The sequence below is a fragment of the Bradyrhizobium lablabi genome, assembly GCF_018129385.1.
Taxonomy (GTDB): domain Bacteria; phylum Pseudomonadota; class Alphaproteobacteria; order Rhizobiales; family Xanthobacteraceae; genus Bradyrhizobium; species Bradyrhizobium lablabi_C.
The window spans coordinates 1-25373 of record NZ_JAFCLN010000012.1; the positions used below are offsets into that span (position 1 = coordinate 1).

The 25373-nt window shown below is 64.1% G+C and carries 27 protein-coding genes; 7 read left to right on the forward strand and 20 right to left on the reverse strand.

Translation table 11 applies throughout. The features are described from left to right. Positions 1–417: 417 nt before the first annotated feature. Positions 418–732, reverse strand: coding sequence for a hypothetical protein (locus JQ628_RS21325; protein WP_212225111.1), 315 nt, complete (start codon positions 730–732; stop codon positions 418–420). Between the two features lie 96 nt (positions 733–828). On the opposite strand from JQ628_RS21325, the gene JQ628_RS21330 reads away from it, so the two are divergent. Continuing rightward, the gene (locus JQ628_RS21330) at positions 829–2070 is read left to right on the forward strand and encodes a glycerophosphodiester phosphodiesterase family protein (protein WP_212225113.1); all 1242 of its coding nucleotides are present in this window, start codon (positions 829–831) and stop codon (positions 2068–2070) included. 167 nt (positions 2071–2237) lie between these two features. Here JQ628_RS21330 and JQ628_RS21335 read toward each other — a convergent pair whose 3' ends face one another. From JQ628_RS21335 to JQ628_RS21350, 4 genes are all read right to left on the reverse strand, one after another. Beyond that, positions 2238–3236 (reverse strand): Bug family tripartite tricarboxylate transporter substrate binding protein, encoded by a 999-nt coding sequence (locus JQ628_RS21335; RefSeq protein ID WP_212225115.1) that lies wholly within the window; start codon positions 3234–3236, stop codon positions 2238–2240. 148 nt (positions 3237–3384) lie between these two features. Continuing rightward, positions 3385–4596, reverse strand: coding sequence for a cell division protein FtsZ (ftsZ, locus tag JQ628_RS21340; RefSeq protein WP_212225116.1), 1212 nt, complete (start codon positions 4594–4596; stop codon positions 3385–3387). Positions 4597–4623: 27 nt separating this feature from the next. Next, positions 4624–5115 (reverse strand): hypothetical protein, encoded by a 492-nt coding sequence (locus tag JQ628_RS21345; RefSeq protein WP_212225117.1) that lies wholly within the window; start codon positions 5113–5115, stop codon positions 4624–4626. A gap of 140 nt (positions 5116–5255) precedes the next feature. Further along, positions 5256–5621, reverse strand: coding sequence for a hypothetical protein (locus JQ628_RS21350; RefSeq protein ID WP_212225118.1), 366 nt, complete (start codon positions 5619–5621; stop codon positions 5256–5258). Here JQ628_RS21350 and JQ628_RS21355 point away from each other — a divergent pair. Continuing rightward, on the forward strand, positions 5621–6010 hold the full coding sequence (locus tag JQ628_RS21355; protein ID WP_212225119.1) for a VOC family protein: 390 nt from the start codon (positions 5621–5623) through the stop codon (positions 6008–6010). The two genes, JQ628_RS21350 and JQ628_RS21355, sit on opposite strands and share 1 nt — an antisense overlap. A 63-nt stretch (positions 6011–6073) precedes the next feature. Here JQ628_RS21355 and JQ628_RS21360 read toward each other — a convergent pair whose 3' ends face one another. Continuing rightward, complete coding sequence (locus JQ628_RS21360) at positions 6074–6871, reverse strand: hypothetical protein (RefSeq protein WP_212225120.1); 798 nt, start codon at positions 6869–6871, stop codon at positions 6074–6076. Between the two features lie 271 nt (positions 6872–7142). Here JQ628_RS21360 and JQ628_RS21365 point away from each other — a divergent pair, with 271 nt between their 5' ends. Next, entirely contained in the window at positions 7143–7724 is a 582-nt protein-coding gene (locus JQ628_RS21365) for a hypothetical protein (protein WP_212225121.1), read from the forward strand. Positions 7725–7849: 125 nt separating this feature from the next. After that, positions 7850–9058, forward strand: coding sequence for a 3-sulfinopropanoyl-CoA desulfinase (gene acdA / locus JQ628_RS21370; protein ID WP_212225123.1), 1209 nt, complete (start codon positions 7850–7852; stop codon positions 9056–9058). Positions 9059–9155: 97 nt separating this feature from the next. Here acdA and JQ628_RS21375 read toward each other — a convergent pair whose 3' ends face one another. Beyond that, positions 9156–10688 carry an acyl-CoA carboxylase subunit beta gene (locus tag JQ628_RS21375; RefSeq protein ID WP_212225125.1) on the reverse strand — a complete coding sequence of 511 codons (1533 nt, stop codon included), beginning with the start codon at positions 10686–10688 and terminating at the stop codon, positions 9156–9158. Positions 10689–10839: 151 nt separating this feature from the next. On the opposite strand from JQ628_RS21375, the gene JQ628_RS21380 reads away from it, so the two are divergent. Further along, positions 10840–11253, forward strand: a complete 414-nt coding sequence (locus tag JQ628_RS21380) for a DUF4260 domain-containing protein (RefSeq protein ID WP_212225127.1) — start codon at positions 10840–10842, stop codon at positions 11251–11253. A gap of 173 nt (positions 11254–11426) precedes the next feature. Here JQ628_RS21380 and blaOXA read toward each other — a convergent pair whose 3' ends face one another. The 6 genes from blaOXA to JQ628_RS21410 all read right to left on the reverse strand — a co-directional run bounded on the left by blaOXA (position 11427) and on the right by JQ628_RS21410 (position 17012). Next, positions 11427–12245 carry a class D beta-lactamase gene (blaOXA, locus tag JQ628_RS21385; protein WP_212225129.1) on the reverse strand — a complete coding sequence of 273 codons (819 nt, stop codon included), beginning with the start codon at positions 12243–12245 and terminating at the stop codon, positions 11427–11429. 178 nt (positions 12246–12423) lie between these two features. Then, positions 12424–12690 carry an EscU/YscU/HrcU family type III secretion system export apparatus switch protein gene (locus JQ628_RS21390; protein ID WP_212225130.1) on the reverse strand — a complete coding sequence of 89 codons (267 nt, stop codon included), beginning with the start codon at positions 12688–12690 and terminating at the stop codon, positions 12424–12426. Next, positions 12687–14243: a flagellar hook-length control protein FliK gene (locus JQ628_RS21395; protein WP_212225131.1), complete on the reverse strand. Its 1557-nt coding sequence runs from the start codon at positions 14241–14243 to the stop codon at positions 12687–12689. The genes JQ628_RS21390 and JQ628_RS21395 overlap by 4 nt, the downstream gene beginning before the upstream one ends. Before the next feature lie 69 nt (positions 14244–14312). Then, positions 14313–15089: an ATP12 family chaperone protein gene (locus JQ628_RS21400; protein ID WP_212225132.1), complete on the reverse strand. Its 777-nt coding sequence runs from the start codon at positions 15087–15089 to the stop codon at positions 14313–14315. 181 nt (positions 15090–15270) lie between these two features. Further along, positions 15271–15777 carry a flavin reductase family protein gene (locus JQ628_RS21405; protein WP_212225133.1) on the reverse strand — a complete coding sequence of 169 codons (507 nt, stop codon included), beginning with the start codon at positions 15775–15777 and terminating at the stop codon, positions 15271–15273. A 17-nt stretch (positions 15778–15794) separates the two neighbouring features. Continuing rightward, positions 15795–17012: an acyl-CoA dehydrogenase family protein gene (locus JQ628_RS21410; RefSeq protein WP_212225134.1), complete on the reverse strand. Its 1218-nt coding sequence runs from the start codon at positions 17010–17012 to the stop codon at positions 15795–15797. A 120-nt stretch (positions 17013–17132) separates the two neighbouring features. On the opposite strand from JQ628_RS21410, the gene JQ628_RS21415 reads away from it, so the two are divergent. After that, a complete protein-coding gene (locus JQ628_RS21415) occupies positions 17133–18038 on the forward strand; it encodes a LysR family transcriptional regulator (protein ID WP_212225135.1) in 906 nt (301 codons plus the stop codon). Positions 18039–18202: 164 nt separating this feature from the next. On the opposite strand, the gene JQ628_RS21420 is transcribed toward JQ628_RS21415, so the two are convergent. From JQ628_RS21420 to JQ628_RS21450, 7 genes are all read right to left on the reverse strand, one after another. Beyond that, positions 18203–19174, reverse strand: coding sequence for an ABC transporter substrate-binding protein (locus tag JQ628_RS21420; RefSeq protein WP_212225137.1), 972 nt, complete (start codon positions 19172–19174; stop codon positions 18203–18205). A 25-nt stretch (positions 19175–19199) separates the two neighbouring features. After that, positions 19200–20018, reverse strand: coding sequence for an ABC transporter ATP-binding protein (locus JQ628_RS21425; RefSeq protein ID WP_212225139.1), 819 nt, complete (start codon positions 20016–20018; stop codon positions 19200–19202). Continuing rightward, positions 20015–20761, reverse strand: a complete 747-nt coding sequence (locus JQ628_RS21430; protein ID WP_212225141.1) for an ABC transporter permease — start codon at positions 20759–20761, stop codon at positions 20015–20017. The genes JQ628_RS21425 and JQ628_RS21430 overlap by 4 nt, the downstream gene beginning before the upstream one ends. Then, positions 20748–22130, reverse strand: coding sequence for an amidohydrolase family protein (locus tag JQ628_RS21435; RefSeq protein WP_212225143.1), 1383 nt, complete (start codon positions 22128–22130; stop codon positions 20748–20750). Before JQ628_RS21435 ends, JQ628_RS21430 begins: the two co-directional genes overlap by 14 nt. Before the next feature lie 36 nt (positions 22131–22166). Then, positions 22167–22370, reverse strand: coding sequence for a hypothetical protein (locus JQ628_RS21440; protein WP_212225144.1), 204 nt, complete (start codon positions 22368–22370; stop codon positions 22167–22169). A 41-nt stretch (positions 22371–22411) separates the two neighbouring features. Beyond that, positions 22412–22753: a hypothetical protein gene (locus JQ628_RS21445; RefSeq protein WP_212225145.1), complete on the reverse strand. Its 342-nt coding sequence runs from the start codon at positions 22751–22753 to the stop codon at positions 22412–22414. 168 nt (positions 22754–22921) lie between these two features. Continuing rightward, positions 22922–23893: a Bug family tripartite tricarboxylate transporter substrate binding protein gene (locus tag JQ628_RS21450; RefSeq protein WP_212225146.1), complete on the reverse strand. Its 972-nt coding sequence runs from the start codon at positions 23891–23893 to the stop codon at positions 22922–22924. Between the two features lie 144 nt (positions 23894–24037). On the opposite strand from JQ628_RS21450, the gene JQ628_RS21455 reads away from it, so the two are divergent. After that, the gene (locus JQ628_RS21455) at positions 24038–25213 is read left to right on the forward strand and encodes an FAD-dependent monooxygenase (protein ID WP_212225147.1); all 1176 of its coding nucleotides are present in this window, start codon (positions 24038–24040) and stop codon (positions 25211–25213) included. The last annotated feature ends 160 nt before the right edge of the window (positions 25214–25373 follow it).

Consider the following 25373-nt stretch of genomic DNA (forward strand, 5'->3'; position numbering starts at 1 on the left):
TACTGAACAAGCGCGTCCACCGCATCCCATCCCAACGTTTGGTGGCGATGGCCAACGCCCCTCCTCGGGGATGAGGTGGCGCCGTTATACTTCTGATTTGCCGAAATTGGCAAGAGGATTATTTTCGCGCGAGGGGCTTGACATTGATTCTGATAATCGGAAGTCGATTTGCCCCGTAGGCTGGTTTGGTGGCAGTTCGCCTCACGGTCATTGCGAGGAGCCAACGGGTCGCGCGAATGCGCACCCGATGACAGGCTCCGCGGACGAAGCAATCCAGCTTCTTCGTGCGGCAAAGCTGGATTGCTTCGCTTCGCTCGCGATGACGGATCAGGCTGCAATGCTCGACAATACCCGCTGCGGCGCATGGGTCCGTGCTTTCGCAGGGACGAGGGATATGGATGCGGCGTCAGAACGCAATCACGTCGCCATATACTCTTCCGCCAGCTCCAAAACCTCGCGCGTGCGGGTGACGTCAGGCCAGTCGCGGTTGAAGTCGGCGATCAGGCGCTTCATTTCGTTGCCGCTCGTGGCGCGGTCGAGGGCGGCCTTGTCGGGAAATTGATAGGTCGCCTGATGCAGCGCAGGATCGGTCAGGCTCCAGTGGCGCCATGCATGCTGCGCGCCGAAGGATTTGACGGCGTCAGGCATGTGCTCGCGGGAGTACCAGACATCGAAGGCGGCGCGTTTCGACGGATCTGACACCGTGGCGCGGACGACGAAATAGGCCGGCATTTGGTTTCCTCCAGATATGTTTGGCCTGAATTGTTGCATGTGCCCGTCACATTGTCATGGTGATATCGCCGCGCCCCTCCTTGAGGTTTTCGCATCATGCTGATCCGCCGCATCGCGCTTTCTGCTGCGCTCCTCCTGCTCGCCGCCGTTCCCGCCGCGGCGCAGACTGTCGCCCTGCCCGCCGAGGCACAGATCGGGCCGCGCCCGTTCTATCTCGTCGACAAGATGAAGGACGGCCCGCTCAAGGAAAAGCTCGCCCAATGCACCGGGCCGTTTCGCAAGAGCGATTTCTCCATCGGCCATCGCGGCGCGGCGATGCAGTTTCCCGAGCACAGCAAGGAAAGCTATCTCGCCGCCGCCCGCATGGGCGCCGGCATCATCGAATGCGACGTGACATTCACGAAGGACAGGCAGCTCGTTTGCCGGCATTCGCAATGCGACCTGCACACCACGACCAACATCCTCTCCGTGCCGGCGCTCGCGGCAAAATGCTCGCAGCCGTTTGCGCCGGCCGACCCGGCGAGCGGCAAGAAGGCTTCGGCCAAGTGCTGCACCAGCGACATCACGCTCGCCGAGTTCAGGACGCTGGTCGCCAAGATGGACGGCTTCAATCCGGATGCGAAGACGCCGGAGGAATATCAGAACGGCACGCCGCGCTGGCGCACCGATCTTTACTCCGCCTCCGGCACGCTGATGACCCATGACGAGAGCATCGCGCTGATCAAGAGCCTTGGCGCAAAATTCACGCCGGAGCTGAAGTCGCCGGAAGTGCCGATGCCGTTCGACGGCGACTACACGCAGGAGAAATATGCAAGCCAGATGATCGAGGCCTACAAGGCCGCCGGCATTCCCGCGAGCGACGTCTTCGCCCAGAGTTTTGACGTCGCCGACGTGCTGCACTGGATCAAGACCGAGCCCGCGTTCGGCGCGCAGGCGGTGTATCTCGACGGGCGTTACGAGACAAAGCAATTCGATTTCAGAAAGCCCGAGACCTGGAAGCCGTCGATGGCGGAGCTGAAGGCGTCGGGCGTCAAAATCCTCGCGCCGCCGATCTACATGATGCTGGCGCTGAACGACAAAGGCGAGATCGTGCCCTCTGACTATGCCAAGGCCGCGAAAGACGCCGGGCTCGACCTGATCGGCTGGTCGCTGGAGCGCGACGGACCGCTGCACAAGGGCGGCGGGTTCTACCATTCCTCGGTCAAGGCGGCGATCGATCGCGACGGTGACACGCTCACCGTGCTCGACGTGCTGGCCAGGCAGGTGGGCATTCGCGGCATGTTCTCGGACTGGCCGGCGACCACGACATTCTATGCGAACTGCATGGGGACGAAGTGACGCGAACCGTCATTCCGGGGCATCGCGAAGCGATGAGCCCGGAATCCATAACCACAGGCGGTCGTTGGTTCAAAGGAAGCCGATGACCGATCGTAAACACAACAAAGGTCACGGAGTATGGATTCCGGGCTCGCGCCAAGTGGCGCGCCCCGGAATGACGGAAGAAATTACTCCGGCTTGATGCCGGCCTTCTGCACCACTTCGGCCCAGCGCTTAATTTCCGACGAGACGAATTTTCCGAACTCCGGACCCGCCAGGTTCGGCGTGGCGGAGCCGTTCTTCGCCCAGATTTCCTTGAGCAGTTCGGTATCCAGCGCCTTGCGCACCTCGGCCGCCATCTTCGCAGTGATCTCCGGCGGCGTGCCCTTGGGCGCGAACAGCGCATACCAGGTCGAGACCTCGTAGCCCTTCAGCCCGGCTTCCGCCGAGGTCGGGACGTCAGGGATCGCGCTCGAACGCGCCGGCGCCGCAAGCGCAAGACCGCGCAGCGTGCCTGATTGAATCTGGTTGGCGGATGTGCCGAGCCCATCGAACATGACGTGGATCTGTCCGGAAACCAGATCCTGCATGGCAGGACCCGCGCCGCGGTACGGCACGTGGTTCATCTGGGTGCCGGCGAGAATCTGGAACAACTCGCCCGCGAGATGATGCGTGGTGCCGCGGCCCGCGGAGGCGTAATCCACCTTGCCCGGATTGGCTTTCGCAAAGGCGATGAACTCCGCCAGCGTCTTGGCCTGAACCTTGGTGGGATTGACCGTCACCACCTGCGGCGGGGCCGCGATCAGGATGACCGGGACAAAATCCTTTTCGAAATCGTAATCCAGCTTGAGATAGATCGACGGCGCGATCGCGTGGTGCGCCGCGCCGACGAAGAAGGTGTAACCGTTGGGCTCGGCCTTGGCCGCTGCGGCAGCTCCAATGGTGCCGCCGGCGCCGGCGCGATTGTCGATCAGAAAGCGCTGGTTGAGCTGCTTGTCGAGCTGCGCGGTGAGCGGACGGGCGAAAGCGTCGGTGCCGCCGCCTGCCGCGAATGGCACGATGAACGTCACCGGCTTGTTCGGCCAGTCCTGCGCGGCGGCCGGGAGGGATGCCAGCCCGGAGGCTGCAAACGCAACCAGGGCCAGAAAAAGGTGATAGGCGACTGCACGCCGCGGTTGAATACTCATGATACGCGTCCCCGTTTTGCAGTGATTTTTTATTGCGCTGGCGGCCAATTAGGCCAACGCGACAAAGGCACGCAAGCAAATGCGGCTGGTCCGGCTGCGACCGATTGTCCACGGCGCTGGATGCCCCACGCCGTCATTCCGGGACGGCTCAGTTGGCCTTGCGGCGCAGGAAGAAAGGGATGTCGAGAACTTTTTCCTCGATCGAATTGCGTACAGGAGAAGAGCGGCCGTACGGATCGAGGCCCTGCGGAGCAGGGTGTCGGGCCGCTGGACGGAGCGGCGGGCTCTCGAATGACGGCGGCGGGTCGCGACGCTCGATCCGGCCGGCGATGCGACGGTTGTCGTTGCGTAGCCGGCCGGCCAGCTCCGTAAGCAAGCTTTCCGCCGGTTGCGCCGCCGTGGAAAGATTATCGATGCCGGTCGCCACCACCGAGACGCGGACAACACCCTCCAGTCTTTCATCAAATGTGGCGCCGACGATGATGTTGGCGTCCTGATCGACCTCTTCGCGGATGCGGGTCGCAGCTTCGTCAACCTCGAACAACGTCAGGTCGTTGCCACCGGTGATGGAGACGATGAGGCCGCTGGCGCGCTTGATCGAAGGATCCTCAATCAACGGGTTGGAAATCGCGGCCACGGCGGCGTTGAGCACGCGCTTATCGCCGGAAGCCTCGCCCCTCCCCATCATGGCCTTGCCCTTCTCGCGCATGACTGAGAGGACATCGGCAAAATCGAGGTTGATCAGACCTTCCTTGACGATAAGGTCGCTGATGCAGGCCACCCCCGAATAGAGTACCTGATCCGCCATAGCGAAGGCATCGACGAATGTGGTCCTCTCGCTGGCCACCCGGAACAGGTTCTGGTTCGGGATGATCAGCAGGGTGTCCACCACCTTCAGCAATTCGGTGATGCCGGCCTCTGCAAAGCGCATGCGGCGCTGGCCCTCGAAGCGGAATGGCTTGGTGACGACGCCGATGGTGAGAATGCCGAGCTCACGCGCGATCCTGGCGATGATGGGCGCCGCCCCGGTGCCGGTCCCGCCGCCCATGCCGGCCGTAATGAACACCATGTTCGCGCCGGTCAGATGATCGCGGATCGCGTCGGTTGCCTCTTCCGCGGCGGCGCGCCCCAGTTCGGGCTGCGCGCCGGCGCCCAGGCCTTCGGTCACCGTGGTGCCCATCTGGATGACGCGCATGGCCTTCGACATTCTGAGCGCCTGCGCGTCTGTGTTGGCGACGATGAACTCGACGCCTTCCAGCCCGGCCTCGATCATGTTGTTGATGGCATTGCCGCCGGCACCGCCGACCCCGAGCACGATGATGCGCGCCTTCATTTTGCTGATATCGGCGATGCTGGTCATTTTTGCCTCACGATTGCTCCGGCATTGCTATCCGCGCGCCGCCTTGCGGTCTGCTTGCACCAGGCTCGCCGCCAACTGCCCTACCCGGCTTGTGGCCTGTCTGTGGGTGTCGGTCGGGCCGTCAGTTCGGCCGCTCATCCGCAGAGCCGCCACTTCGCCTTCCAGCCGAGCCGTCGCCTCCCTGGCTGCCGTGGTCTCGGCGGTCGCCTGTAGTAGCTCAGCCACGAGGCGATCGGCGCGATCGCGTTCTCGCTCGAAATCTGCGCGGTGACTGGCTGCGCTTGTTTCGAGCCGGGCGATCTCGGCCTTCAATGCCTCGCTCTGCGCCACTAGCAGCGCGATATGGGCCGCCTGGCGCGGCGTATGCCTGACTTCGGCGAGATCAACACTCACCAGAGCCTTGCCTTCCGCCGAACGCGAACGCGGCAAGCGGAGCCGCTTGGCAAGGGACCGAGCGGCCTCTGACGAGATGTTCAGACGGGCGCCAAGCGCACCATAGGTCAGAATCTCAACGGACATCGGTTGTTCTCCTCGAACGAACCGCGCTGGAATCGGCTGGTGATGACCGGCTAGTGACCGCAGGCTAGGCCACTATGGTTAACAGATGGTTAACGGAATGGATCTCGCCGGGATTGGAGGCGTCGAAAGATGGAACGGGATCAACCGGTTGCGGTATAATCCAGCATTGCGGCCAAGGCCCGACGCTCATGACCGACGAACAGCTCGCAGAAATGCACAGATTCCTTGCCGAGTTCCATCGCAGGCTCGCCAGGGAAGCCGCGCTCGACGTCGTGCAACAATACCACTCCGATCTTGCCCAGCGGCTCGCGGATGAGGCCGCGCTGATACCAAGGCGAACGGCGATTGCGGAGCGCCTTCACGAACGCGAGCAACAAATAAAGGACGACGGCGAGTAAACCGTATCGACCGCCGCATCCGCCTTCGCTCCTTCCGCCTTCGCTCTCCGAGCTACGGCGGACAGGGCGCCTATCTTTTGTACCAGCATCAACCAGGGAATATTGCATTGACCCTCGGCGGAATAACCAACCTCGACTACACGATCCTGTTGTGCAGCAAAATGGACGAAACGCGCGCCTTCTACCGCGACGTCATGAAATTCCCGATCGAGACCGACCAGCAGAACTGGTGCAGCTTTCGCGTCGGCGCGGCGCTGCTGACGCTGCGGCCGCGCGGCTGGAGCCATTTCGAGGACGGGAAAGCCGTACCCGGATCGGCGTCGGTGCAGCTCGCCTTCCGCGTCCCACCGCCGGCGGTTGACGCCTGCCACGCCGAACTCATCGCCAAGGGCGTGCCGATCCTGCGCGGCCCGACCGAGCTGCCGGACTGGCGGCACCGGACGCTGTTCTTCAGGGACCCCGAGAACAACCTGATCGAGATTTACGCCGAGTATTGAGACGCGTGATCGCTCGGCCGCGCCCCGGAATGACGGCGCGGGTGGCAGCTTCGGTAATTTGCCCTACCGCGCCGTAGCCGCGGGCTGCAATTGCATCGGCTGGGCTCTCGCCTGCGACGATGCTTGCACCGGCACGGGCCGGCGCACGGGCTCGGCAACCGGCCGCGGCGGCGCCGCTGCCGGAGGCCTGGCCGCCACGCGCTGCTCCTGCTCGGAAACCTTGGCGACCAGCCGCGTCATTTGCTCCTGGCTCGCCCTGAACTGCTCGACGGCCTTCGCATTGTCGCTGGCCAATTGCTCCTGGCTCGCCTTGAGCTGGTCGATCCCCTGCTGAAGGCTGGCGAGATCGCGCGCCATCGTTTGCAGCAATTGTGTCAACTCGGCGGACGTCAAAACGGCCGCGGGCGAAGCGGCGTCTTGCGGCGCGTCCTGGGCTGAAGGTGTTGCCAGCGCGGGCGCGGCCTCCGCCGAAGCCAGGCGAACGGCGGGAGCGGCCGGATGCTGGGCAAGCTCCTGCTTTGCCTGCGGCAACCAGGAGTCCGAACCGACGTACCGGGCGATGATCGGCTTGACCGCTTCGCCATAGGAGGACTGCGATACGAAGGCGACGCCGGCGATGCACGCCGCCGCGAGCAGGCCGATGAAGCCCCGCAGCGCCGCCCTGTCGCGCGGTCGTCTCCTGGCCGGAGCGACCGGGGCCTGCCGAGCCTCGTGCTCCATCCTCGTCATCTGTTCGGTCAGCCGCGCGAGCTGCTCATCGGCACGCGCGATCTGTTCATACGCGTGCGCCAGCCGTTCGTCGGCGCGCAAGGCCAGCACATCGTCGGCCTCGGTGGGCTTCGGCATCACTGTGGAATCCATTGGCGCTCCTTTCCCGTGCGGTGTCCCCTAACAAGGGCGGTTCGGATTCGTCCACGAACTCGCCCAGCACTCAATGAAGGTTTGACCAAAGCAAGGCCGCAGCATGAAGAGTGTGCGGCGAGCACGCGCAGCGTCGAGCGGATGCAAATGCACGTCAAGCGGCACATCATCCACGCTTGGGCCTTTTGGGGGTGGCTGGACGGCCGGATTTGGCCTCTAATGCGGCGGGGGTGGCTGGGCCGGTGTTGAGCAGTGGAGCCTTATGTCCGGGGTGCTCAAGAAGCTTCTGTTCGGGATTTGGGGTTTGCTGCTCATCCCGTTGATCGCTCCCGTCGCTGCAAAATGGCTGGCGGAGCACATCTTCTCCGATTCCCGCGGCGCGGCCACCACGGTTTTTCGCGACGCGATCGCCACGCCCGCCTTCACCCACTTGCTCGCCCTCGGCCAGCAGCCCTGGTTCAGATTTGCCGTGGTCTTCTTGACGGGTGTCGTCGTCGGCGTCGCGCTGGAATGGCTGAGCCGGAAGTCGGGCGAGCGGAAAGCCGACAGGCTGCGCAGCCTCGGCTGGAAGTTTCGTTCGCTTTCGGAGAGCCTCAGGCTGCGGACGGCCTCGCCCGGATGGCCGGACAATGCGCGCGAGCTCCAGCCTGCGATGCTGTCGCTGTTCGGCTCCGCCAGGAAATTCGACCTGTGGGCCCCGAACGAGCGCGCCTTCCAACTGCCGGACGCCACGTTCCTTTGCGAATATCTCAGATGCGTCGGCAAGCATCTGGAAGACGGAGATTTTGACGACGCCAGGAAGGAGGCGCTGTCCTGGCGGCCGTTTCTCGATCAGGTGAAGCGGAATTCGTAGGGCGGGTCAGGCGAAGCCCGTAACCCGCCGCGTGGCAGCATCAATGGCGGATTGCGCTTCGAAGGTCCGCCCTTCTTTTTCCAAGGACCGGAAGGTCCGCAGCATCCAACGGAGTTAAGAACAACATGACGCTCAGCACCGCCCAGCAGGACCTTCAGAAGCGTGCGCGCGCTTTGGCTCGCGAGACGATCGCGCCGCGGGCGGCCGAGGTCGACCGTTCCGAGCAGTATCCATGGGACAATGTGAAGGCGCTGACGGACGCGGGGTTTTTCGGGATGACGATCCCGAAGCAGTATGGCGGCGCCGGGCTCGGCTTTCTCGAGGCTGTGCTGGTGGTCGACGAGATGGCGCAGGTCTGCGGCGTGACGGGGCGGATCGTGGTCGAGGCCAATATGGGCGCGATCTCCGCCGTGATGCATTACGGCAGCGAGACGCAGAAAAAACTCGCGGCGGAGATGGTGCTGTCCGGCGACAAGCCCGCGATCTGCATCACCGAGCCCGGCGCGGGATCGGCGGCCAGCGAAATGACCACGCGCGCCGACCGCAGGGGCAGCGGCTACGTCATCAATGGCGGCAAGCACTGGATCACCGGCGGCGGCGTCTCGCGCCTGCATCTGGTGTTCGCCCGCGTGTTCGACGAGGCAGGTGATGAGCAAGGCATCGGCGGCTTTCTCGCGATCCGCGACAAGACCAAGGGATTGGTGATCGGCAAGCGCGAGCCGACCATGGGATTGCGCGGCATCCCCGAAGCGGAGATTTTGTTTCAGGACATGGAAGTCGGCGACGACATGGTGGTGCTGCCGCCCTCCGGCTTCCGGCGCGGCTTTGCCGATCTGATGAACGCGTACAATTCCCAGCGCGTGGGCGCGGCCACTGTGGCACTTGGTTTGGCCGATGGCGCCTACCAGCATGCGCTGGACTACGCCAACGCGCGAAAACAGTTCGGCCGCCCGATCGCCGAATTCCAGGGCCTGCAATGGATGCTCGCCGACATGTCCGTGCAGATCGCGGCCGCGCGCGAGCTGATTTACAAGGCCGCGCGATCGTCCTCGCCCTTCCCCGATCCGTTGTTCGCAGCGCAAGCAAAAATCTTCTCCGCCGACGCCGCCATCAAGGTCACCAACGATGCGCTGCAGGTGTTCGGCGCATCAGGCTATTCCCGCAACCAGCCGCTGGAGCGCATGGTCCGCGACGCCCGCATGTTCACCATCGGCGGCGGCACCGCGCAGATTTTGCGCACCGTGGTGGCGAGCCGGATTTTGGGGCGGAAGCTGCCGCAGACGCGGGACGGCTATCTGGAGGATGAGCGGGTGGAGAGGCGGAGCAATTATTAGCGACAGCTTGTAGGGTGGGTTAGGCGAAGCCGTAACCCACCGTTCGGTGCCGGCGCTACGAGAAGGCGGGTTACGCTTCGCTAACCCACCCTACGCGCTACAACGGCAAATTGTCGTGCTTCTTCACGGGCATCTCGACCTTCTTGTCCCTGAGCATCGCCAGTGCCCGTGCAATCCGCTTCCGCGTCGAGTGCGGCATGATCACGTCGTCGATGTAGCCGCGCTCGGCGGCGATGAAGGGTGACAGGAAGCGGTCTTCGTATTCCTTGGTGCGGGCGGCGATCTTGTCGGGGTCGTTCATGTCGGCGCGGAAGATGATTTCGACCGCGCCCTTGGCGCCCATCACGGCGATCTGGGCGGTCGGCCAGGCGTAGTTCATGTCGGCGCCAATTTCCTTGGACGCCATGACGTCGAAGGCGCCGCCATAGGCCTTGCGGGTGATGACGGTGACGAGCGGCACCGTGCATTGCGAATAGGCGAACAGCAGCTTGGCGCCGTGCTTGATCAGGCCGCCATATTCCTGCGCGGTGCCCGGCAAAAAGCCCGGCACGTCGACGAAAGTGACGATCGGAATGTTGAAGGCGTCGCAGAAACGGACGAAGCGGGCTGCCTTGCGCGATGCGTCGCTGTCGAGCACGCCGGCCAGCACCATCGGCTGGTTGGCGACGAAGCCGACGGTGCGGCCGGCGATGCGGCCGAAGCCGGTGACGATGTTCTTGGCAAACGTTTCCGAGATTTCGAAGAAGTCGCCCTCGTCCACGACCTTCAGGATCAGCTCCTTCATGTCGTAGGGCTTGTTCGGGTTGTCGGGGATCAGCGTGTCCAGCGACATGTCCACACGCTCGATATCGTCGAAGCTCGGCCATTCCGGCACGCCGTCGGTGTTGTTGGACGGCAGGAAGTCGATCAGCCGGCGCATCTGCAAGAGCGCCTCGACGTCGTTCTCGAAGGCGCCATCCGCAATCGAGGAACGCGTGGCGTGCACGGAGGCGCCGCCGAGCTCTTCCGCGGTGACGACTTCGTTGGTCACCGTCTTCACGACGTCGGGACCGGTGACGAACATGTAGCTGGTGTTCTTCACCATGAAGATGAAGTCGGTCATCGCGGGCGAATAGACGTCGCCGCCGGCACAGGGGCCCATGATCACGGAGATTTGCGGGATCACGCCGGAGGCGATCACGTTGCGGCGGAACACGTAGGAATAGCCCGCAAGCGCGGCGACGCCTTCCTGGATGCGCGCGCCGCCGGCGTCATAGAGGCCGATGATCGGCGCCCTCGCCTTCATCGCCATGTCCTGGAGCTTTGTGATCTTCAGCGCGTGGGTCTCGGAGAGCGAGCCGCCGAACACGGTAAAATCTTTCGCGAACACAAACGTCTTGCGGCCATTGACGGTGCCCCAGCCGGTGACGACGCCGTCGCCAGGAATCCGGTTCTTCTCCATGCCGAATTCGGCGGAGCGGTGCTCGACGAACATGTCGAACTCCTCGAACGAGCCCTTGTCGAGAAACAGCTCGATGCGCTCGCGCGCGGTGAGTTTGCCGCGGGCGTGCTGCGCCTCGATGCGCTTCTCGCCGCCGCCGAGTTTGGCGCCCGCGCGACGCTCTTCGAGGGTATCCAGAATGTCCTTCATTGCTTCCGCCCGTCCCAATACCTATCTGGCCCGGACCTGCCGGGATTTGGCGGGTTTCTAACACGGCCTTTTCGGGAGCGGAAACAGGCCGGCTTAAGGATTTTGGGCCGGGGGCGGTACGATAATCCTAGAAATTCATGGGGATACGACGATGACCGAGACCACCACGGCCGCCGCCACCGGCGCCGCAACCGGCGGGGTGCGCTGGCTGCTCCGGATCGAGGGACTGGCGCTGTTTCTGGGGATGACGCTGCTGTACGGGATCTGGGACGGCTCGTGGTGGGTCTATGTGATCCTCTTCCTGGTGCCCGATCTGAGCTTTGTCGCCTACCTCGCCGGTCCCAAATTCGGCGCGCTGATCTACAACGCCGCCCATTCCTATCTCGGCCCGATGGCGCTGATGACGACGGGCTTTGCCAGCGGCGAGCCGCTGACGCTGTCGATCGCGATGATATGGCTGGCGCATATCGGTATCGACCGCGCGCTGGGCTTTGGGCTGAAATATGAGGCTGGGTTTGCGTTCACCCATCTGGGGCGGATCGGCAAAGGCGGCGGGGTGGGATAGCGCACGCTATCGGCCCGATCAGGTTACATCCGGGCCTCGTGGTTCGAGACGCGCGGCGTTGGCCGCGCTCCTCACCATGAGGTCTAACATTTGACCGGAAGGAAGACCTCATCCTGAGGAGCGGCCGTCAGGCCGCGTCTCGAAGGATCAAAGCCCGGAACGGCTTGAGCGCGTCAGATCGCAACAATATCGCCGAGGCATTGCTGCACGACGTTCATGCGCGCGGCGATGTGGGCGGGCTCCTTGCAGTCCATGTTCATGGCGAACACGGTCTGCTGGCTGCCGGCCTCGGCCCAGCCGACCAGCCAGCCCAGCGAGGGTTTGCCCTGCTCCGCCCCGAGCAGACCTGTCTTGGCGCGGATGATGGCGTTGCCGACCTTCGTCACCGGCAGGATATCGCGCGTCAGCTCCTGGCTGCGCTTGGAGACCGGCAGCACGCCGCGCCGCAGCTTGTCGACAAACTCGATCTGCTGCATCGGGTCGATGCGAAGATTGCCGGTCAGCCAGAACTGGTCGATGCCGCCGCCGATGTCGCGGTTGCCGTACTCAAAAAGGTCGACATACTTTTGCATGCGCTCCGGCCCGATCCGGCGCGCGATCTCCTGATAGACCGGCACGGCAGAAGCTGCGATCGCCGAGCGCAGCGTGTGATCCTGATTCCAGGGCTCGATGGCACGCTTGACCCCGTCCCACTTGAACACGTCCTTGTCGGGGTCCTTCACCACGCCGGTTTCCAGCGCGATGATGGAATTGGGGATCTTGAAGGTCGAGGCCGGAAGCTGGGCCTGCGTCGCGCGGACCTTGTCGCTGGAGATGAAGAGGTAATCGTCGACCTTGTAGGCGACGAAGGTGCCGGTCGTACCGAGTTCGAAGAACCGCCGCATCAGGTCGATGCGCAGCTCGCTGCGTTGTTCGGAAACTTTGGCGAGCGCGTGGCTCGGCATCAGGCTGGCGGCGGCAAGGAGACCGAGCGCGTGGCGGCGATGGATCAAGGCGGGCACCGAGGTGGTTGAAAAGGCGGCCGGAATTGCCGACCGCAACGTGGTGAAAGAATGACGATTGGGCTCACTTTATTTGACGCGTTTTCTTCACGCAAACCGGTAGCCATCCCGCATCAAGTGCGGGACAGGCTTTTGCTTGAAAACGCTACGAAGGTCTAAGCCGCTATTGCTAGCGGATTCGGCCCGACAGCCGAAGCACGAATACCAGCACTTCCGCAACGGCTTTATAGAGCTCGGCCGGGATTTCATCGCCTAGTTCGACATGGGAGAGCGCGCCGGCCAGCACCTCGTTTTCCTCGATCGGGATATCGTGGGCCTTTGCGACCTCGATGATCTTGGCGCCGATGGCGCCCTTGCCCTTGGCGACGACGCGCGGGGCCCCGGAATGGTCGTAATGCAGCGCGACCGCAAGTTTGGCCTTGGCGTCCACGCTCATAGCGCGCGGTCCAGGAAATGGCCGGCCGGGGCCGGCTGGGCCTGCGGCGGCGCGCCGTCGCGGATCACGATATCGCCGGGGGTAAGTTCGGCCCTCGACAAGGCCTGGCTGAGTTCGGCGGCGCCGGCGCGCAGTTGCGCTGCGGTCGCCGGCCGTTCCGCCCACATCCGCACCGAGGTCGTGTCGCCGACCAACGAGACCAGCGCATGGACGGGGCCGGCGGGCTCGACGTCGAGCGAAAAGCGCGCGCGCCAGATCCGCTTGGCGGCTTCCATTTCGGTGCCGCCGCCGTCGCGCGAGATCTCGAATTGCGCCATCGCCGTGCCCAGCGGCGTCGCAAAGGGAATTTCAAAATTCCAGCGCGGCTGGGATGTGTCGATGTTGGTACCGGGCAGATCGACTCGGTCCGGGAGCGAGGCGACCTGTAGCAGCGTCTGGCGCGCAATCGCCGCATCGGTCTCGCCGAGCAGATGCTGCGCCGAGGTCGCCAGCGGCGTATCCGGCGCCAGCGAAGGCAGCGCCACCGGCTGCGCCGACGGCAGCGCGCCCCGGAACGGCGGCGGCGGGGTATTGGTGCGTGCGACGACCTCCTCGCCCTGAGCGGCCTTTGCAAAGCCCGGCGCGTGCGGGGGATTGCCGGCTTCCTGCACCGCCTCCTGCAACAGGCTCAGCGTAGCGGCAGGCGTCGCGCCCTCGTCGAGCACCGCTGACATCGCCGCGCGAAGCGGCGTTTTTGGCGAGCCCAAATCGTGGGCGACCGGCACCCTCGCCTGCGGCAGCAAAATTTCCTGGAGGTCGAGATCCTGGCCCGCCGCCGGCGCTGATGTCGCGACGGCTTCACCGTGCGGCAACTGAGCCGAACGGGCCTCGCCGCCGAGCGCCGAACGCAGCGCCTGCCGCAGCACGATCAGCGCTGCCTTGAGATCGGGGACGCCGGCCGATGGCACCGACCCCGCAGCCAGCGAGGCCTCGAGCAGCAGCCCCGACTTCTGGAACGCCGTCTTGATGTCCTGACCGGAAAGGTCCTGGTCGAGGCTGGTCTGCTGCGCCAGCACCTGGGCCATCGCCTGCTGGAGCTTTGGCGGCAGCGCGGGGGACGTGGCGGCGGTGCCGAGGTCGGCGAACAGCGGGGCCTGGCTGTCCTGCACCGTGGCTGATGTCTGCGCGGCGATGGTGACAGCGACTTTTTCCAGCGGCGTGAGCACGAGCTTCGGCGGCGCGCTGGACGATGGCGCAAGCGGCGCATCCGAGAGCGCACCCGGCGACAGGCTGACCGCATCGCCGGTGTCAGCGCCCTGCCCGACATTGGTCAGGCGAATGCCGCTTTCGGTCTGCGACACCGCCAGCTTGAGCGCCTGCCCTTCCTCCAATGGAATTTCGGTGCGCACGTCGAGCGAGAGCGCGCCGATCGCGATCCGCACCAGATCGGCCTGTAGCACCTTCAGCACCCTGGCATCGATCACCTTGCCGGGCTGTAGCAGGAGTTCGGGCGCAACCGCACCCGCCTCTTGCGCCGGCAGTATCGGAAGGACTGGATTGATCGTGATCGCCATCGATGAGGTCTCGCCAGACTGCGAAACCTAGCCCAGCGACGTAAACCTCTCGTTAACCCAACAGCCTAATCAGGCCTTCAGGGCCTGAAGGATCCGCGCTGCCGCCCGGAAATCGACCTCCCGCGCCGCGCGGCGGGCCGCCACTTCCTCGTCGATACCCCACTTCTCGATGTTCCAGTCCTCGTCGACATGGGCGGCGGCCCAGATCGCATCGGGGCCCTGCACCTCATGCGCCAGCGCCAGCGCGAGTAGCGCCGACCCTGTCAGGGTCGTTACGACATGCAGCGCGGCGATCGACCATGGATCATTGGGAAACGCCTTTCGCGCGGCGGCAATCGCACTCTCCGGCTGCTGAACATGCAGGATGCCTTCGGACAGCATGAAATGCGCGCCGAGGGACTCTGCGGCCCAAAACACGATCGGATCCCAATGTGCGGCCTCCTTGGCGACCAGCGCTTCGGGATGGCCGGCGCGATAGAACAGCAAATCGGTGCCGAGATATTTTGCGGCGTCGTCGGCGACGACATCGGCGCGATCGACCACCGCCTCGACCACGCTATTGGCAAAGCGCGTCAGCGGCATGGTCAGGGGATCGATAGTTTCTCCTTGCGCCGCCCATTCCGCCGCGATGGCGTCGGCGATCTCCTTGCGCGGCGCGATCACCACCTTGCCCGAGGGTGTCTTGATCGGCCTGCCGTCGAGGGTGATGGAAAAACCGCCGTCGGCCTCGGCAATTCCGGCGCTGGTGTAAAACCGCTTGCGCTGCGGGGCACGTGTCGCGCGCCGCACCGCCTCCTGCGGATCGAGCGGAGATTGTCCGGCAACTTCATCGAATAGTTCGCGCATGCGGTTTTCGGCTTTAGAGCAATCGGCGATAACGTTGCCGTAACAGTACGATATCGACCAATGCAAATAAAGCTGATGAGGCTGCCGGCGACGGCCGGGTTCCGTTCACGGCTCGCTGACCTGGCGGAGGAAACGTCCATCAGCCGCCAGCTGCGCCGGCGGCTCACGCCGTCGCCGGCAGCTACGACTGATAAACCGGCGCAACAGCGCAGAACTCACGATCGAAATGAACGAGCGGTCTCCGGTCCGGCTGAAGCCGGACGCTCTTCACCTCGCAGAAGAACACGGAATGCTGCCCGACCGCCGTCTGCTGAATGATTTCGCAATCGAGCACGGCAAGCGCATCGATGAGGGCCGGGACACCGCTTGCCATTCCGGTCCACTTTTCGTCGAACCGCTGCGGGCCCTTGATCCTGGACGATGAAAACAACTCGGCGAGACCCATGTGATCGTGGGTCAGGACATTGACGCTCACGCGCCGGGTCGTGCTCATGATGCCATGTGCCCCGGCGTCGCGGTTGACACATGCGACGAGCGTCGGCGGATCCATGGTCAGGGAACACACGGCGGTCATGGTCAGGCCGTGCCACTCGCCGTCATCGTTCGTCGCCACGATGCATACGCCGCCGGCAAGGAGGCGCATGCTTTGCTTGAAGACGTCGGACGAGATCGGTGTCTCGGTGATCACGCCACGCCGCTCCTGTGTCAGGCGAAGGGCGCCGCGCGGGGATTCTCGCCGAGATCACCCGTCAATCTGAACTGGCCCATCAAGTTGGAGACGGCGTCGAAATCGACGACGGCATGGTGGCACGCGGTGTTGATGTCGCGGAAGGCGCGATAGACCTTGTTGCCTTCGTAGAGGCCGTGCGCGCCCGCCGCCGCGAACAGGCGTTCGATCGCCCGGCGGCTCAGCTCGACGACATAGCAGGCGTCCCAGCGCATCTGGATGCGGTCCTGCGCCGACATCGGTTGATCGATCGCCATCAAGGCATCGAAGCGGTCGCACATGTCCTCGAGCAGCCGCCGCGCCGCGGCGACTTCCGCGGTGGATTCGGCCACACGCTTCTGCATGATGGGGTTTTGCGCCTTGACGACGCCATAGGGCGTGGTGCGCCTGGATGTCGCTTCCACAAAAGCCTTCAGGCCGGCTTCTGCCATGCCGAGGACCGAGCCGGACAGCATCGCCGGCAGGCCGGAATAGACCGAAAGCCGGTAGGTCGGCGCCTTCGCATGTGGGCTAAGACCAAGGAAGGTCGGGGTCGTCGGCACCACGCGGTGCGCGGGAATGAACGCATTGGTCACCACCAGATCCTTCGATCCGGTGCCGCGCATGCCCAGCGTATGCCAGGTGTCGTCGAGCACGACATCGGCGCGCGGCACCATGACGTGGTGGATGATGTAATCGTCGGGTCCGGGATTGGCCATTTTGCTCCCGACGATGAACCAGGGCGAATGATCGCAGCCGCTGCCGAACTGCCAGCGGCCGGTGAGACGCCAGCCGCCCTCCACGCGCTCAATCACACCTTGCGGCGCCAGCGATCCGGCAACGAGGTTGTCGGCGTCGCCTTCGTAGACTTCGCGCTGACATTCCTCCGGGAAGCGGCCGATGATGTAATCGTGGGCGACACAGACCATCAGCACCCAGCTCGCCGCCGAGCATACATTGGCGATGTCGGCGCAAGCCCGGATGTGGTGGCTCGGCGAGAGCTCGTATCCGCCGAACTGTCTTGGCGTGATCATGCGCGCCAGACCCGACTCCCGGAGCGCATTGGCGGCGTCGTCAGCGAGGCGGCGCAGCTTGTCGCTCTCATCGGTGGTGGCGGCAAGCCGGGGAAGGATGGAGCGTACCGCGCTCTTGTAGTCGAACCCGGAGGCGGCCGCGTTGTTCGAGTGAAGCTTGCCTGCTGCGACGGCGCTGTTCATTCCACATCTCCCTGGTCAACCACGGCGCAGAAATCAGGTGGCCGTGTCGAAGTGCGTATCCGTGGCAGCACGATGTCGGCCCGATTGATCTAAGTCAAATTCATAGTTATAATTCTTTGTATGAGCCAGGCTAATAACCCTCTCGACCTCAACCTGCTGCGTGTGTTCTTCGCGATCTGGGATCTGCGCAGCCTCACCGCTGCGGGCGAACGCCTCGGCCTGACCCAGCCGGCCATCAGCCACGCGCTGCGTCGCTTGCGGGAGCGGTTCGGCGATCCGCTGTTCGTCAGGGTGGCGAACCGGATGCTGCCGACGGATGCCGCCGTGCGCCTGCACGAGCCGCTCGATCAGGCGTTTGAATTGCTAAACCGCACCCTGCAAAGCGGCGTCGTGTTCGATCCGCGCGTGACCGAGCGGACGTTTCGGGTGGCGATGTCCGATATCGCCGAGGTCTACCTGTTGCCCCGCCTGATGACCGAGCTGTCGCGCATCTCGCCGTTCATCCGCGTCCAGATCGTCCCTCTCGTTCCCGAAAGCGTGGTGAACTCGATGCGTTCGGGTGAGATCGATCTGGCGATTGGTGCCGTCAGCGTATCCGACAAGGATCTGATGAGCATCGATATCCTCAGCGATCGATACGTTTGCCTGGTGCGGGCCAATCACCCGATCGCAAAATCCAGGCTGACGCGGGCGAATTTCGCGAAGCTGCGCTTCTTCTTCGCGCGGACGACATCGACGGTCTATCAACTAGCCGAGCAATGGCTCGCGGATGAAGCGGTTCGGCCGCAGATCGCGGTTCGCGGACATTTCACCACGGCGCCGGAAATCGTGCGCCATTCGGATCTGGCCGCAATCTTCCCGAGGATGCTGGCGCTGGATCTGCACCGCGCGAAGGATTTTCGCCTGCTCGATCTTCCCTTCGAGCTCCCCCCGATGGAGGTGAAGGTGCACAGTCACGCGCGCTTTGCCAACGACACCGGCATCAAGTGGATGTGCCAGACGAGCGCGGCGATCCTGAGGGGCTAATAAGACAAGTCGCCAAGGATTTTCAGGTTCTTCTGATCCTGAGACTCGCATTTCAGTCATGGCCGGGCTTGTCCCGGCCATCCACGTCTTCCTTGTCTTTCTGCAGCGAAGACGTGGATGCCCGGGACAAGCCCGGGCATGACGACCTCGCTAGCTCGGCGCTCCTACTTCCGCGGATCGAAGCGGGTCGAAAAGGCCGCGGCAGGCACCGTGTCGAGATAGCCGCCGCCCATGACGTCGTTTGCCATTCCGGCGAAACGCCGCAGGGACTCGATGGTGGCGTCAGTCCACGTCGTCGTGTAGTCGGCGAGCACGCGCTCGCGCAGCAGTTTTACCGCGGCGGGTTCGAGCCCGTATTTCTTGCCGTACTCATCGAACACTTCCGGATGCGCCTTGATGTAGTCGAGCGCTTCCAGCCATGCCTTGGTGAAATTCTTCAGCGCCTCCGGTTCGGCCTTCATGAAATCGTCGTTGGTCGAGTAGCCGATCCAGAGAAAATCATCGCCCGTGCCGGCCTTGTAGGCGTCGGCGAGATTGCCGATCGACCGGTACTTGCCGGAGCCCTCCAGCTTGGCGGCGAGCGGATCGAACATGACGGCCGCTTCAATCTCGCCCTTGTCGAGCAGGGCAGGAAGCAGGCCGGGCCCGGCAAATTGCAGGTCGCCGGTCTTGCCTGGATCGAAGCCGTGGAATTTCGAGGCGATCACCCGAAACAGCACGGTTGCCGTGCCGGCCGCGCCGGCGAAGGAGCCGACCTTCTTGCCTTTGAGATCAGCGATGCTCTTGATCGGCGAGGCGTTCGGCACGATGACGTCGACCGTCACGCCGCGCCCGACCGGGAAGATCATGGTGACCGGAAAGCCCTTGCCGCGAAACTGGGCGATGGCGGTCCAGCCGCCGAAACCGACATCGACATCCTTGCCGCGGATGGCGGTGAAGAGGCCGTCGAGCGTCGGATAAGCGCGGTACTCGGCCGCGAGGCCATATTTTTTGTCGATGCCCTGGTCGATCATGACGCGCGAGCCGATCTCGTTGAGGGACTGCGCAAGATCCCCGATCCGCACCTTGACCTGGGCAGTGGCGGCCCCGCATGTGGCGAGCATGAAGGCGGCGAAGATACCGAGACGGAACAGCATACTCACTCTCCTAAAGGTTCAACGGTCAGATGTTCATTCGGGCAGCGGCGTGACGGTCGAGATCATCGACCAGACCCGGCTCGCTTGCCGGGATGGCCGAGGGAACAGTGTCGCGGCCGATCTCATCGCCGAACGCCTTGATGACGTCGCGGCTGAGCTGGAAGATGGCTGGATCGTCGTAGCTGCGCGGCCGCGCGATCGGGACGCGCATTTCCTGCCGGAACGCGCCGCCTGACATCACCAGGATCCGGTCGGCCAGAAAGCAGGCCTCGTAGGCGTTGTGCGTGACGAAGACGATGGTCTTGCGCGTCTCTTCCCAGATCGTCAGCAGATCGGAGCGGATGCGGCGCGCGGTGATTTCGTCGAGCCCCGAGAAGGGCTCGTCCATCAGGAGAACGCCGGGCTCCACGCACAGGGCTCGCACGAGCGCGAGGCGCTGGGCCATGCCGCCCGAGATCTGGTGAGGATAGTAGTCGCGATAGTCCGACAGGCCCGTCATCGCGAGATAGCGGGATTTCAGTTCGCTCCAGCGCGAGGCCGGCACCTTGCAGCTCGTCAGCGCGAAATCGAGATTCCCCTCGGCGGTCAGCCATGGCAGCAGGCGTGGCTCCTGAAAGAGGTAGCCGACGCGGCCACCGCTCACGCTGGCCTGCCCTTCATAGACCTTGTCCAAGCCGGCGAGGACGTTGAGCAAGGTCGACTTGCCGCAACCGGACGGTCCGAGGATGCAGAGGAATTCGCCGGCACCGACGGTCAGATCGAGATCCCTGAGGACGGCACGCGACGCGCCGTTGCGGTCTTTGAAATTCTTTCGAAGCGAGGCGACTTCAATGACCGGGTTCATACCGCCACCTGTGGGCGCCATGCGAAGACACGCCGTTCGATCGGTTTGAGGATGCACAGCTCGATGAGGAGCATGATAATGGTGAAGAGCAGCGTCCAGGCGAGGACCTGTTTCATATCCGCAAGCTGGTACCAGTAGAACAGCTTGAACCCGACGCCGTTCGGACGGCCGATCAATTCCACCAGCACCGTGATCTTCCAGATGATGCCGAGCCCGAAACGCGCGGAGGCCATCACGTAAGGGAAGATCTGCGGCATCAGCACGCGGCGCACGATGGCCGGGCGTGTGGCCTCGAACACCCGCGCCATCGCGACCAGCCTGGTGTCGACGTTCTTCACGCCTTCCCAGATGTTGATCGTGATCGAGGGCGCGGCGGTGATGGCGATGGCGATGATGGCGGCGCCCTCGTTCAGCCCGAACCACATGAAGGCCATGATGGCGTAGCAGAGGCTGGGGACCGTCAGTCCGATCATCACCCATACGTCGAGCACGGCCTCGGCGCGGCGGTTGAGCCCCATGAGGACGCCGACGGGAACGCCCAGGATCAGCGCGAGCAAGAGGCCTGCCACGACGCGCAGCATCGTCATGGCAAGATCGGTCCACAGGTCGCCTTTCGCGATCTCGCCCCACAGGGTGCGCGCGGTCTCGATCGGACCCGGGAAGATTTCGGGCGGCAGCGTCAGGGACACCAATCCCCAGACGATCACCGCCGCAACCATGGAAAGCACCTTAAGCATGGCCATGAACCTGCGCTGCCGGAAGGGCGATGCCCGCACGCGCCGCGCAGCGGCGCGCCACCTGCTCGGCCTCCTTGAGAAGCGCATTCTCGTCGACCGTCAGGACCTTGCGATCCCGCATAACGACGCGCCCGTCGATCACCGCATCCCTGATATCGCCGCCGCGCGCGCTGTAGACGAGCGCCTTCTCCGGATCGAACAGCGGCGCGAGATGAGGCTGCCTCGCCTCCACCGTGATCAAATCGGCGCGCTTGCCGACCTCGATCGATCCCGTTTCGGTCCGGCCGATCGCGCGCGCGCCTTCCGACGTCGCCATACGGAGCGCGCGTGCGGCGGTGAGTGCGCGCGGATCGTTCGCCGCCGTCTTGGCGGTGGCGCAGGCGTATTTCATGCTCTCGAACAGGTCCTGTCCGCAATTGGCCGCTGCGCCGTTGGTTGCGACACCGCAGGTGATGCCGGCGTTGAGGAAATCCCTGATCGGCGGAAAGCCGGTGCCCCAGAACAGGCGCGTCTGCGGGTCGAACAGCACGGCGGTGCCGCTCGCGGCCAACAGCTCGATTTCGCGCGGCGAGACATCCGAGCAGGCGATGGCCTGCACGTCCGGGCCGAGGCAGCCGACCTCGTCGAGCAGCTCGACCTGCCGGATGTCGCGGCCAAAATGGCGGGCGATCATCAGGTTGAACTCGGGCGACTCCGCCACATGCATGTGGAGCGCGAGGCCGTTGTCGCGCGCAATGCGGCGCGTTTCGCAGAACCCCTGCTCGTCCAGAACCCAGGGCAGCAGCGGACCGATGGACAGGCGCAGGCGACCACCTTCGGACCCGTGCCAGCGTCCGGCGAGCCGCCCCACCCGCTCCGCCTGCTCTGCTGCCGTCTCGCAGAACCGCGGATCGAAATGACGCGCCTCGGTGGCGCGGGCGACGGTGCCTCTGACGCCGCTGTCGCGAAGCGCGCGGAATGCCGCGTCCTCGACATCTGATGTCGCGTACGGCGGCATGAAGATGTTTTCGACGAGGCTGGTGTTGCCGTTCTTGATGTTCTCGACGCAGCCGAGCAGCTCTGCGACGTAGAGCGCTTCCTCGTCCATCGCGGCCATCATCGGCATCAAGAGATCGAGCCACTCGAGCAGTCGCCGCTCCGGACCGATCGTGCGGCCGAACACCATGCACAGATGCGTGTGGGAATTGACGAGGCCCGGGAGCACGATCCTGCCGGTGGCATCGATGACGAGATCGCAATTCGGCACGGGATCGGCGGTGCAAGACTCAACCGCGACGATGTCGCGGCCCTCGACCACCACGCGGCCATCCTCGATGACCCGGCCCGCCCCGTCCATCGTGAGCACGAGCCCATGCTCGATCGCGATGCGCGTCATCGCCAGCACCGGAATCGCACGGGCCGCTCATCGAAATCACGCGCGGCGACGTCGATCGATAGCGCGTTCGCGCTGATCTGCGCGCACAGATTGCCTGCTGTATCGAACCGGATAGCCATGCACGGAAAGCTGTCCGGTTTCTTGATCTAAGTCAAATTCATGATAGTTATTCTTTGCATGAATTTGGCTAATGAGATCGGTCGTCGGCTGCCCATTATTTTCGCTTTTGCGTTTGACCATTCCCTGAAACGCGTCATCCGGTCGCCTCGGCGACCGGATGATCAACTGCCAACCTGCAACACCAGGCGGATGTCGGTGCTGGCAAAGGTGCCGAGATCCAGCGTCGAGACCGCCAGGTCAACGACGTTCAGTGATTTCGGGGGATCATAGACATATTCGATGTGCCAGGCCGAGCTGAGCCCCGGCGTAATGATGAAGTCGTCGCATCGCAGCGCCCGCGTCATCAGCTTGACGGCGTCGCGGTTCGTCAGCGGTGAGTGCAGAAGGGCGTCGATCATTGCGGCCAGCGTCGTGCCGTTCGTCAGCATGGCACGCGCGGTGTCGTCTCCATGGACGTGTCTCAAGGCGCGGACTATCGCCGCGACGGTGTGCGGGTCGCGCATTGCTGACCTCGACTGATCGCCCAAACGTCCCGCCTCGCGTCCACTCGGCGGGGCATGAATCGTGTCGTCCGATTGCGTCGGACCCGCGACACCTTTGGCAGATTCGCTGCTATCCACAGCCCTTTTTCTTCGCCGCCGGGGCAGTCCCGAGCATGCGGTTCTGCCGCCCTATTCCATCTTGATCTTCGCGGCCTTGATCACCCCGCCCCAGCGCTCGATCTCGTTCTGAAGATATTTGGCCGTCTTCTCGACCGGACCGCCAAACACTTCCGCTGAGAGCTTTTTCAACTGGGCCTGTATTTCGGGCTGGGCCAGGGCCTCGTTCACATCGGCATTGATCTTGTCGACGATCGCCTTCGGCGTTTTCGGCGGCGCCACGATCGCGAACCAGGCAACGGCTTCAAACCCGGGCAACGTTTCGGCAATGGTCGGCACGTCGGGCATCGCCGGCAGCCGGCTGCTTGAGGCAACCGCCAGCAGCTTGAGCTGTCCGGACGTGGTCAGCCCCAGCGACACGCCGAGATTGTCGAACATCAGGTCGACGTCTCCGGCCAGCAGGCCCTGCAAGGCCGGCGCCGATCCGCGATACGGGATGTTCTGTAGCTTCACCTTTGCCATCAATTGAAACAGCTCGGATGTCAGATGCGACGTGGTGCCGTTGCCTTGCGTCGCCGACGTGACCTTGTCGGGGTTTTGCTGGAGATAGGCGATCAGCTCGGGGACGCTCGCCGCCTTGACCTTGTTCGGGTTGACGATCAGGGCGTTCGGCACGTGAGCCATCACGATGATGGGCTCGAACCTGGTGGGATCGAAACCGAGTTTCGGATAGAGGTTGTGATTGATGACGAGCGGCGGCGGCGGGGCTGACAGCAAGGTGTAGCCATCCGGCGCGGCATTGTAGACGCTCTCGGAGCCGATATTGCCGGCCGCACCCGTCTTGTTCTCGATGACGACAGGCTGTCCCCATTTGCGGGAGAGCCAATCGGCGACAATGCGCGGCACGGCGTCCGCCGTTCCGCCGGCCGGGAACGGCACGACGATCTTCACCGCACGGTCGGGCCAGGTTTGTGCAAGCGCCGGGCCGGCAATCGATACGGCCATCGCGATTTGCAGGGCGAGCACCCAGAAACGTCGTCGCATTCACTTCCTCCCGCCGGTACTTTCTTGTTCGCGCGCCGCAACTTGGCGTCATCGGCGATAAAGGATAGCTTGAACGAGCAAGCATCGGGAAGCGCTTTTCCCGCAAAACCGGTGTGCATGCTGCGGCGAAAAAGCAGGTGAGAAATGGGGCTATCGGTTGTTGTGGTCGGCGGTGGGATCGGCGGCCTGTTTGCGGCGAATGCGCTGATCGCGCACGGCCTCGATGTAGCGGTCTTTGAGCAGGCCCCGGCCCTTGGCGAGGTCGGCGCCGGCGTGTTCCTCACCCCCAACAGCGTGCGCCAGTTGAAGCGGGTCGGCCTCGAACCGGCGGTGGAGAAGTACGGCGCCAGGGTCGGCACCGGCTCGCACTATTTCCGTCACGATGGCGCGCCGATCGCACCCGTCCAGGTCATGGATGCCGCAGGGTGGAATGCGACTTTTGGCATGCACCGCGCGGACCTCGTCGAACTATTGGCGACGGCACTGCCCGACGGGGTGGTGCACACCGGCCATCGAGCGGTCGGCTTTGAGCAGACCGAAGACAAGGCCAAGGTCGTGTTCGCCAACGGCGCTTCCGCCGAAGCCGATGTCGTGGTCGCGGCCGACGGCATCCACTCCGAGATCAGGCAATTCGTGGTGCCGCCGTCGCGGCCTGTGTTCCACGGCTCGGTCGCCTATCGCGGCGTGCTGCCGCATCGTCTGATTCCGGACTGGCCGGCTGACCGCTGGCTGATGTGGCTCGGCAAATCAAAACACTTTTTGACCTTTCCGGTGCGCGCGGGCGAGTTGATCAACTATGTCGGCTTCGTGCCGGCGGATGCGGAAATGAAGGAATCCTGGTCGGCGCCGGGCGATCCCGACGTTCTGCGCGCGGAATTCGAAGGCTGGGAAGGGCGGATCGGAAATCTGCTGAGCAAGGTGCAAAACACCTTTCGCTGGGCGCTGTACGACCGCGAGCCGCTGCCGGTCTGGACCAAAGGCCGCCTCACCTTGCTCGGCGATGCCGCCCACCCGATGCTGCCGCATCTCGGCCAGGGCGCCAACCAGTCGATCGAGGACGGCATGGCGCTGGCGACGATCCTCGCCGGGACAGACCGCGCAAAGGTCTCGCCCGCACTGCACGCCTATGACCGGCTGCGGCGCGAGCGGGTCGCCGCGGTCCAACGCGGCGCGCGCGAGAACGGCATGCGTCTGGATTCGCACTACGCGGACCTCGGCGTCCGCGACGACGAGATCCGCGCGCATGCGGAGTTTCGCAAAAAACTCTACAGCCACGACGTGGTGCCGGAAGCGCAGGCGCTCGCTATGTCACTCGTCTGAGAGACATGACTCGCCATGCCCGGCCTTGTGCCGGGCATCCACGTCTTCGCGCTCGGACTGACAGAAAGACGTGGATGGCCGGGACAAGCCCGGCCATGACGGCCGACAAATCATGGGACCAAGCTGCTGGCCGCGCCCCCGAACGGCGGCTTCATGATCT